Below are 8182 nucleotides of genomic sequence, written 5' to 3'. Positions count from 1 at the left end.
GGCACACCCTTCGCCGGATGCGGCTAACGCCTTATCCGGCCTACATCGATATGCTGGTCTTGTAGGCCTGATAAGCGTAGTACATCAGGCACACCCTTCGCCGGATGCGGCCATCGCCTTATCCGGCCTACATCGATATGCTGGTCTTGTAGGCCTGATAAGCGTAGTGCATCAGGCACACCCTTCGCCGGATGCGGCTAACGCCTTATCCGGCCTACATCGATATGCTGGTCTTGTAGGCCTGATAAGCGTAGCGCATCAGACACCCCCCTCGCCGGATGCGGCCAGCGCCTTATCCGGCCTACATCGCTATTGCCGGTCTTGTAGGCCTGATAAGCGTAGCGCATCAGGCACACCCTTCGCCGGATGTGACCAGCGCCTTATCCGGCCTACATCGCTATTGCCGGTCTTGTAGGCCTGATAAGCATAGCGCATCAGGCACTACCGTTTACTGATTCTCAATCAACAGCGCTTCCAGCAAATCCAGGTCGTGCAGTAGTTTTTGCAGCGTTTCATTGCTGATTTCACGTGTGGCTCGCAGGTGATAAAGCTCCGCGCGTTCTGAACGCAGCGCTGCCAGGCGGAAACGTCGTTCGAGGTTTTCTTCCTGCATCGAGCTTTCCACATCGTTGCGTCCGTCGGCGCGTCGGCGCAAGTTACCAATCACGCGTGAACTCACCTCGGTGAGCAACTGGTTGTCGATGTTCTCTTCGCTGTCCGCAGCCAGACGCTCTTCCATTTTCTGGATGGCGACAATCGCCACTTCCGCCGTGGCGGCACGGGCAATTCGTTCCTCTTTTTGCTGCTGCGAGTGGTCAGCCACTTCCAGATGTTGTAGCAGAATCGGCAGCATCACCACGCCAACAAACAGCGAGAACAGAATCACGCCAGCGGCAAGGAAGATCAGCTCATATCGCGCGGGGAAGCCGCTACCGTCCGGTAACAACAGCGGAATGGAGAGCACACCGGCGAGGGTAATTGCCCCACGCACGCCTGCAAAAGAGGCGATCAGGATTTCACGCGTCGTCCAGGATCCAAACTCCATCGGCTTTTTCTTCAGGAAGCGCAGACTGAACTTCTTCATGGTCCACAGCCAGCCAAAACGTACCAACATCAGCGCCACGTAAATCAGCACGATATCGGTAAACAGCATCCAGATTTCAACGTTCGGGTCGACCTCTGCCGCCGCCAAAGAAGACTCCAGAATCCCCGGCAGTTGCAGCCCTAACAGCAAGAAGACCATGCCGTTAAACACAAACTCCAGCATTGCCCAGGTACTGTTAGCACGTAAGCGCATCGCCAGCGGCGCGCGGCGCATCACCCCGGAACGGGTGATCGTCATCCCGGCAGCGACTGCCGCGAGGATACCGGAAACGCCGATGTGTTCCGCAATCAGGTAAGACGCAAATGGCAGCAGGAACAGCAGGACGATTTGCGTTGCCGGCTCATCGCCACCCCAGCGGCTGAGAAAACGCAGAGACCGCCCGTACAGCCAGCTGACGACAAAACCGGCCAGGATACCGCCAATTGCTACCTTGAAGAATTCAAGCGTTGCCCCACCAACGGTAAACACCATCGTGCCCATCGCCACAGCGACGGCAAATTTCAGTGACACCAGGCCGGAGGCGTCGTTCATTAACGCTTCGCCCTGCAGGATGCCCATGATTTTCTTCGGTATGCGTCCCTCTCCCACAATGCCGGAAAGGGCAACGGCATCGGTTGGCGATAGCACAGCAGCCAACGCAAAGGCTGGGATGAGAGGGATTCCCGGCACCAGCCAGTAAATCATAAATCCAATGCCGACCACCGTGACCAGAACCAGCGCCAGCGCAAGGCCGAAGATCTCTCGCCCGTGTTCGAGAAACTCACGCGTTGGCGTCTTCCAGCCATCGGCAAACAGCAATGGCGGGATGAACAGGACCAGAAACAGCTCAGGATCGAATTCCACATGCAAACCAAACGTCGGCCACGCCAGCAAGGCGCCGATGGCGATCTGCATAAGGGGTAAAGGAAGTTGGAAGGGCAATACGCGAGTAAATACCCCCGACAGCGAGACCACAAGGGTCATGATGAGTATGGTGAAAAAGATTTCCATGCGTTCCCTGTTTGCGATGTTTCTTATGATTGCTAATGAGAGGCGTCGTGCCTCAATTCTATCTAATTGAGAGTAACGCAAAAGACAACGAGTGTGTTCTGAAAATGAAAACGGGCGGCCAAAGCCACCCGTTTTTAGGATCGTCAGGAAAGCTGAATCAGATAGCCCAACCGCCAGCGTAGAAGGCCACCAGCGCGATGGCGATCACCACAGTGCCGATGTTCAGTTTGCGCCATTCGCCAGAGACGATGCGGCCAATTACCAGGGTAGCAAAGCCAATCATGATGCCGGTAACGATGTTACAGGTCAGCACGATAAATACGGCTGTTACCAGTCCCGCCATCGCGTCGACAAAGTCAGCAAAGTCGATTTTCGCAACGTTGCTCAGCATCAACAGACCCACATACATCAGCGCAGGTGCCGTTGCGTACACAGGAACAAGATAAGAGAGCGGAGAGAGGAACAGAATCAGCAGGAACAACACGCCAACGGTGATCGCTGTCAGGCCAGTTTTACCGCCTGCCGCCGTACCCGCTGCGGATTCAATGTAAACCGCCGCCGGAGCTGCACCCACCAGACCAGAGAACACGCTGCTCAGGGAGTCAGTGGTCAGCGCTTTACCACCGTCGATAATCTGTCCGTCTTTATCCAGCAGATTCGCCTGTCCAGCTACCGCGCGTATGGTTCCGGTTGCATCGAAGACAGCGGTCATGACCAGCGCCAGCACGCTCGGCAGGACGATCGGATTCAGTGCGCCCATGATATCCAGGCTGCCGATCAGCGAGTTGCCGTTTTCATCACTCAGAGACGGCATGGCAAAAATACCGGAGAAATGCACGGCCGGGTCAAAAATCAGGCCAATCACGGAAATACCGATAATGGTCAGCAGGATGCCGCCCGGTACTTTCAGTTTTTCGAGGCCAAGAATCACCGCCAGACCAACCAGCGACATAATGACCGGGAAGGTATCGAAGTCACCCAGCGCAACCGGCAGACCGTCCAGCGGGTTCTTAATCACCAGACCAACACCGTTTGCCGCAATCAGTAGCAAGAACAGGCCGATACCAATCCCCGTACCGTGCGCAACGCCCTGCGGCAGATTGCGCAGGATCCAGCTACGGATACCGGTCGCGGAAATGATGGTAAACAGGACACCCATCAGGAACACCGCACCCAGCGCAACGGGCACGCTAATATGTTGGCCCAGCACCAGGCTGAATGCGGTAAATGCGGTCAGAGAAATGGCGCAGCCGATTGCCAGCGGCAGGTTTGCCCACAGGCCCATCACAATAGAACCGACGCCCGCGACCAGACAGGTCGCCACAAATACAGCAGCAGGAGGGAACCCGGCTTTACCCAGCATCCCCGGAACCACGATAACAGAGTAGACCATGGCCAGGAAGGTCGTTAATCCGGCAACGACTTCCTGACGAACGGTACTGCCGCGAAGCGAAATTTTAAACCAGGCGTCAAGTGAACCGCCGGTACGCGCTGAAGGCGTAGACATAGAAAACATCCCCTGAGAGTTTATTTTTTCGTCATTATGCGTGCTGGACAATCCACTGCCTGCCAAACGTTTTCTCCATGTGCCAGGTTTGCGTCAATAGGGGTGTCGCAAAAAAGCAAACGTTTAGCTCCGCGCATAAAAAACGGGTGGTAAAAAAAAGCAAACGATTATCCAGCGATCATACGCAGGTTTTCAACTGAACTTTGCCGCTTTTTACTCATTTCTTCTTATAACGCACAATTAATAACCAGTCGATGCGCAAACGTTATCGTCAATGCGCAATCTGGCAACAAATTTCGCGGAGTTATTACAACATCAGAGTGTCTATTTCGCGCAACTCGCGCAAGAAAACAGGTGAAGATGCGGAAAATTTTTTGGCTAAAAAATCACCATTTCACTGGCAAATAGAGAGAGGTGGCTTACACTTACATTATCAACACAGACCGGAACCTCCCCTAATGTGCTCGACTGAGGGGTGTTGATGTCGGGGGAAACCCTCCCGTGAACCAGCGGGATAGAGTGAAAGACAAAGACCGGAACCAAACTAAAGCGCCCTCTGTGGCGCTTTAGTTTTATACTCGTCATATCCGTCATATATTTTAAACCAATTAATCATCTTCCAGCAGGCGCGCTCCGGTCCCCTGCTCGCCAAGCTGATCGCCTGGGTTACGCAACGGGCAATCGCTGCGCGATAAACAACCGCAACCAATACACCCATCCAGCTCATCGCGTAGCGCCACCAAAGTATGAATACGTCGATCCAGTTCTTCACGCCATTGCGAAGAGAGCTGCTTCCACTCTTTGGCACTAAGCGAATGCCCCTCAGGTAATACACCTAACGCGTCACCGATCGTGGCCAGCGGGATCCCGATGCGTTGAGCAATCTTGATTATCGCGACGTAACGCAACACATCACGTTTGTATCGGCGCTGATTGCCGCTGTTGCGCATACTACTGATTAACCCTTTGCTTTCATAGAAATGCAGGGTTGATACCGCCACGCCGCTACGCTTAGCGACTTCACCTGGCGTAAGCAGCGCTTTTATCCGGGGTAATTTCTTTTCCATAAATCGCTTTACCTCAAGTTAACTTGAGGAATTATACTCGCCCACAGACAAAACGACGAATCGAATACTGAGAAAGAGGCAGCCCTATGTCCCATCAGCAGATTATTCAGACTCTTATTGAATGGATTGATGAACATATCGATCAACCGCTGAACATTGAGGCGGTGGCGAGAAAATCAGGTTACTCGAAGTGGTATTTACAAAGAATGTTCCGCACGGTGACGCGCCAGACCTTGGGTGACTACATCCGCCAGCGTCGACTTTTGCTGGCCGCCGTTGAACTGCGGACAACTGAGCGACCTATTTTTGATATCGCGATGGATCTTGGCTATGTGTCGCAACAAACCTTCTCGCGCGTGTTTCGCCGCGAATTTGATCGTACTCCCAGCGACTACCGCCATCGTCTGTAGGATTATTGCCCGCTCTGCGTCAGTATGGCGGGCGACCGTTGTATCCAGTGCATAAACTCCTGCGGCGGCAGCGCCTTCGCAAAATACCAGCCCTGACAATACTGTACGCCGCGTTCAAGCAGCCATTCGATTTGCTCCTTCGTTTCCACCCCTTCCGCGATCGTCTTCAGGTGTAAGCTTTGCGCCATCTCAATAATATGTTCGGCAATCAAGTGACTGGTGCTGTTAGTGGACAACGTGCTAATAAACGATTTGTCGATCTTCAGGATATCGACATTCAGCGCTGACAAATTATGCAGATTGGAATATCCCGTGCCAAAGTCATCAAACGCCACTTCATAACCCGCCTTGCGAAACGCCTGAATGACTGGGGTCATTTTATGTACATCTATGAACCCACGTTCCGTCACTTCAACTTTAATTTGTTGGGCCGCCACGGAGTACTCACGATTTTTGTCGTTAATCAGAGCAATCAATCGGGATGAATGAAAGTCAGAAGCGGAAAGGTTAATCGAGATAGAAAGCTGAGGATGCGCCGAAAGAAAATACCCCAAATCGTTGAACACCTCTTCAACGACATAATCCGTTATCCGTTCAATCATTCCCTCTTTTTCAGCCAGCGGAATAAACTCCGTCGGGCTCATCACCTCACCTTTACAACCCGGCCAGCGCAGCAGAGCTTCAGCCCCAACGCATTGTCCATTTTTGATATCAATGATCGGCTGGTAATGCAGGCAAAGCTGACGTTTTTTGATCGCGCGCTTTAGCAAGCGCCGGGGAGATAAGTATTCCTGGCGCGTGCGCCACCACATTAGCAGTATCAGGATGCTACAGATAATCCCGAAGGGAATGGTTAACGCCGCCTCGTGATAGAAAATCTGACTCACGCGGTTGTCTGAGGTCGACACAATAATCGCAATTGGGCGTTTTTCAGAGTGCACGATGGTGTAGAAGCGATCGTCTTGTTGAAAGGTCGAGGCTTCACCACGTACCAGCGGCGCGAATTGCGCAATATTTGCCGCTTCGCTGGCAGAGAAAAACGTATCTGTTACTGTGTCATACACGCCCCAGGAGAGATCCGGATCATCTGACATGACTTCACTGTAGGACAATGGATTGATGACTGCGACGTAGTTCCCGCGTTGCATGTACGTCATTCTGTAGCCGGCGAAAAAAGGGGTATCGCGGTAGTAATAGATGGCGATATCCGGCGTACGTTTATAGTCGGGTGTCGGCATAATATAAGTAACAGGCGGCGCCATAGACGTAGAGCACAAAAAATGATCGCCCTGCGCATAAATTAGCTCACTGATATATAAACGACCGCGAATAATATTCAGCATACTTTTCTGATGTGCCGGGGTACACATCTTACCCTGATACAACTGGGCCATATCACGCGCCAAATCGGCTTGTAGGATCACCAATTCTGTTTTATTTAACACCAGTTGAGCAAAAGAGCGGAGTTGGTTATGGGTTTCGGTCATCGCCCGGATGTGCGCAAACCATATCGCCAGCACCACGGGGAACAATACCACCATGAATGTTCCCAGGAACTTCAGCATCTTGCGTCGCGCACTGTGATTCATGTCAGCCCTATTTCCCTGTTTCGTATATGCCAGAACCCATCAAGGCAGGATGCTATAAACACCGACTGATTAAGTTGCATGAATCTATCAGTATTAGCAACAGACTTCTCTATGTAAAAGTCTGATAATAGTTGATGATGATATTATTTTTCCGTAAGGCAAACTTAAAGTTATGCTTATTTCATAACGTTATTATCCCCACGGAGTAATTTTTAATGGGCATTATCCTGGCTGCATTTAAGAAATTCATTAAAGTTTTTTAACGTTTAATTTAGGATAAATATAACAAGCAGACTAAATACATGTTTAAAACATGGTTATTTATTATCAGCCCTTCATTAAAGAAACCACATTCTTAGAGTGGTTATAGGCCTACAAAAATAACGTCCAATAGTGGTGAACAAACAACCAAATGTGATATAGTTCACAGAAATAATGTAACAGAAACAATGTTTCATTCATGTGATTGCCCGTCGATAGCCAGAGTATCACACCCTCGGTGAACACCCCCGCGCTGTCCTGGGCATCCAGACTTTCTGAGGACGTTTTTCATGGCGACAATAACAACTGGCGTGGTTCTTCTGCGGTGGCAACTACTCAGCGCGGTGCTGATGTTTTTAGCCAGTACGCTCAATATCCGTTTTCGTAAATCAGATTATATTGGCCTGGCCGTCATTAGCAGCGGTTTGGGGCTGGTTTTTGCCTGCTGGTTTGCGACTGGATTGCTCGGCATAACCCTGGTGGATATGTCCGCTATCTGGAAGAACATTGAAACCGTGATGGTTGACGTGATGAGTCACACACCGCCAGACTGGCCGATGGTGTTGAACTGATAACAAAATTGCATATGGCTACCCCAGTCTTGAGGTAGCCATTATTTTCAGCGTAACGCAGTGGGATTAGAACGGAATATCGTCGTCGAAATCCATCGGCGGCTCGTTAGACGGCGCTGCCGGAGCTGACTGTTGCGGGCGAGACTGCGCGCCGCCGCTGAACTGGTTGCCACCCTGCGGCTGCTGAGGTTGACCCCAACCGCCCTGCTGCTGACCGCCACCTGCCGGAGCACCACCACCCTGACGACCACCCAGCATTTGCATGGTGCCGCCAACGTTAACCACAACTTCTGTGGTGTACTTTTCTACGCCGGACTGATCGGTCCATTTGCGGGTACGCAGCTGACCTTCGATATAAACCTGAGAACCTTTACGCAGATATTCGCTGGCCACTTCCGCCAGTTTGCCAAACAGCACAACACGGTGCCATTCAGTCTGCTCTTTCATTTCACCGGTCGCTTTATCACGCCAGGATTCGGAAGTAGCCAGCGTAATGTTGGCAACTGCGCCACCATTCGGCATATAGCGTACTTCCGGGTCCTGGCCCAGATTACCGACGAGAATCACCTTGTTTACGCCTCTGCTGGCCATGATCGTGTCTCCTGAAAAACGTTACTGAATAAGTGTAAGCGCGGGATTGTAGCATTTCCAATAGCGCTTTTACTACGTTGCGAAGTTGAT

7 protein-coding genes are annotated in these 8182 nt (G+C 51.6%); 2 read left to right on the top strand and 5 right to left on the bottom strand.

The genetic code is table 11. From position 1 onward, the window contains the following. Positions 1–448: 448 nt before the first annotated feature. From OGY83_RS22300 to soxR, 3 genes are all read right to left on the bottom strand, one after another. Complete coding sequence (locus tag OGY83_RS22300) at positions 449–2095, bottom strand: Na+/H+ antiporter (protein ID WP_079938973.1); 1647 nt, start codon at positions 2093–2095, stop codon at positions 449–451. A gap of 157 nt (positions 2096–2252) precedes the next feature. Then, positions 2253–3602 carry a guanine/hypoxanthine transporter GhxP gene (gene ghxP / locus OGY83_RS22295; RefSeq protein ID WP_079938972.1) on the bottom strand — a complete coding sequence of 450 codons (1350 nt, stop codon included), beginning with the start codon at positions 3600–3602 and terminating at the stop codon, positions 2253–2255. Between the two features lie 608 nt (positions 3603–4210). Continuing rightward, entirely contained in the window at positions 4211–4669 is a 459-nt protein-coding gene (gene soxR, locus OGY83_RS22290) for a redox-sensitive transcriptional activator SoxR (protein WP_003826630.1), read from the bottom strand. Positions 4670–4755: 86 nt separating this feature from the next. Here soxR and soxS point away from each other — a divergent pair, with 86 nt between their 5' ends. Further along, positions 4756–5079, top strand: a complete 324-nt coding sequence (gene soxS, locus OGY83_RS22285; RefSeq protein WP_079938971.1) for a superoxide response transcriptional regulator SoxS — start codon at positions 4756–4758, stop codon at positions 5077–5079. A 2-nt stretch (positions 5080–5081) separates the two neighbouring features. On the opposite strand, the gene pdeC is transcribed toward soxS, so the two are convergent. Continuing rightward, positions 5082–6668: a cyclic di-3',5'-guanosine monophosphate phosphodiesterase PdeC gene (gene pdeC, locus OGY83_RS22280; RefSeq protein ID WP_079938970.1), complete on the bottom strand. Its 1587-nt coding sequence runs from the start codon at positions 6666–6668 to the stop codon at positions 5082–5084. A 551-nt stretch (positions 6669–7219) separates the two neighbouring features. Between pdeC and OGY83_RS22275 the strand changes: the two genes are divergently transcribed. Beyond that, a complete protein-coding gene (locus tag OGY83_RS22275) occupies positions 7220–7501 on the top strand; it encodes a YjcB family protein (RefSeq protein ID WP_003826625.1) in 282 nt (93 codons plus the stop codon). Positions 7502–7567: 66 nt separating this feature from the next. Here the strand turns inward: OGY83_RS22275 and ssb1 are convergent, their stop codons facing one another. Then, positions 7568–8092 carry a single-stranded DNA-binding protein SSB1 gene (gene ssb1 / locus OGY83_RS22270; RefSeq protein WP_003826621.1) on the bottom strand — a complete coding sequence of 175 codons (525 nt, stop codon included), beginning with the start codon at positions 8090–8092 and terminating at the stop codon, positions 7568–7570. Positions 8093–8182 lie beyond the last annotated feature (90 nt).

Origin of the sequence: Citrobacter sp. Cpo090, assembly GCF_030332665.1 — a bacterium.
GTDB lineage: Bacteria > Pseudomonadota > Gammaproteobacteria > Enterobacterales > Enterobacteriaceae > Citrobacter > Citrobacter portucalensis.
This window is presented reverse-complemented; position numbering and strand designations above follow the sequence as displayed.